Origin of the sequence: Pseudorhodoplanes sp., from assembly GCF_035565795.1 — a bacterium.
Taxonomy (GTDB): domain Bacteria; phylum Pseudomonadota; class Alphaproteobacteria; order Rhizobiales; family Xanthobacteraceae; genus Pseudorhodoplanes.
In genome coordinates this window covers 1-1,722 of record NZ_DATMRV010000084.1, presented here as the reverse complement: position 1 = coordinate 1,722, position 1,722 = coordinate 1, and the positions used below count along the sequence as shown (strand labels likewise).

Annotated in this window: 1 protein-coding gene and 1 tRNA gene; one reads left to right on the top strand and one right to left on the bottom strand. The window is 63.6% G+C overall.

Annotation, left to right across the window (positions count from 1 at the left end):
* Positions 1-488: 488 nt before the first annotated feature.
* Positions 489-563 (bottom strand) — tRNA-Gln (locus VNZ93_RS08260).
* 146 nt (positions 564-709) lie between these two features.
* Here VNZ93_RS08260 and VNZ93_RS08255 point away from each other — a divergent pair.
* A partial coding sequence (locus tag VNZ93_RS08255; RefSeq protein WP_325702756.1) for an acyl-CoA dehydrogenase family protein occupies positions 710-1,722 on the top strand: 1,013 nt, incomplete at its 3' end.

Sequence of the window (1,722 nt, the reverse complement as noted above, 5' to 3'; positions counted from 1 at the left end):
CGACCTGATTAAACGCGAGCGCCGTCGTTCGCCCCGAAGCGCGAATGCTAATATAGCAAGTCCGAGGCTCTCGATTGCTGGTACAGCCCTGCATCCGCCCTGGTCGAGAAGCCTCGGCAGGGCGGCCCACGGCAATACCGGGCCCATTGACGCCAGACGTAAGAAGGCCCGCTGCGGTGAGAGGGCCGAACTTAAGCGAAGTATCTGTTGCACCACGTGACTGCGCCGGCGCTGTCCCATATCGACGCGACAATACCGAAAGCTACAGCATCTTCTGCGGCGAGGAGATTTTCAGATTCACGAAGACGCCTGCGGGCTTCTTGTTCACGGAAACCGGCGCCAACGACTGAACGTGGCGCACAGACACGGTGCCGCGATTATTCTGCCGCTTTTCGGGATCCAGCGACAGTCTGAGAGACGAAGGTCGCCGAATTCGCCGCAGAAACGTTATTTTGCGGAGACGCCGGAGCTGAAATCCCGGAAGCGGCTGGCTGGGGCGGGAGGATTCGAACCTCCGAATGCCGGAATCAAAATCCGGTGCCTTACCACTTGGCGACGCCCCAACGGTCTCGGGAAGGGCCCCGTCATAGCGGCGCCTCACCTCTGCCGCAACGTCTAATCGCGGGGGTTCCGCCGCCCGACGTTGACGCTTCTCGCGCCCGGGGCTAGCCGTGAAGGCCGCCTGAAAGCCGCGTCCCGGAGAGAGACCATGTCCTATCGCGCGCCGGTTGCCGACATCGCGTTTGCGCTCCAGCAGGGCGCTGGAATGGCCGATGCGCTGGGGGCCGGTCTCTATGGCGAATTGTCGGCCGACGATGTCGACGCCGTGCTCGCCGAGGCCGGGCGGTTCGCAACGGACGTGATCGCACCGCTCAACAGGCTTGGCGACCAGTTCGGCACCCCCTTCAGGGATGGCCGGGTCACCATGCCGCCCGGCTGGGCGGAGGCCTATCGCGACTGGGCCGCGGCCGGCTGGAACGGCCTTGCCTCACCGGCCGAATGGGGCGGCCAGGGACTCCCGCGGGCGCTCAACGCCGCCTGCATCGAGATGTGGAATGCCGCGTCCATGGCGTTCGGGATTGGTCCGGTTCTGACCATGGCGGGCATCGATGCGCTCGCTTTGCACGGCAATGAAGAGCTGAAAAAGTCCTATCTTCCCAAGCTGATAAGCGGTGAATGGATGGGCACTATGCAACTCACCGAGCCGCAGGCGGGTTCAGATGTGGGGGCGCTCAGAACGCGTGCGGAGCGCGCCGGTGATGGCACCTACCGGATCTTCGGACAAAAGATCTTCATCACCTATGGCGAGCACGAGATGACCGACAACATCATCCATTTCGTGCTGGCGCGCCTGCCCGATGCGCCGCCCGGCACCAAGGGGATATCGCTCTTCCTCGTCCCGAAATTCATGCTCGAAGTAGATGGGAAGCTCGGCAAACGTAATGATGTTCGCGCTCATTCTGTCGAGCACAAGATGGGTATCCATGCGTCCCCCACCTGCACGATGGTCTACGGCGACGAGGGCGGCGCCGTCGGCTACCTGATCGGCAAGGAACATGCCGGCATGGCCTGCATGTTCACGATGATGAACGAGGCGCGGCTTGCGGTCGGCCTGCAGGGCGTCGCGATTGCCGAACGCGCCATGCAGCAGGCGCTGCATTATGCGCGCGAGCGCAAGCAGGGCCGCAGCGACCAGCCGAACGGCCCCTCCTCCGTCGCCAT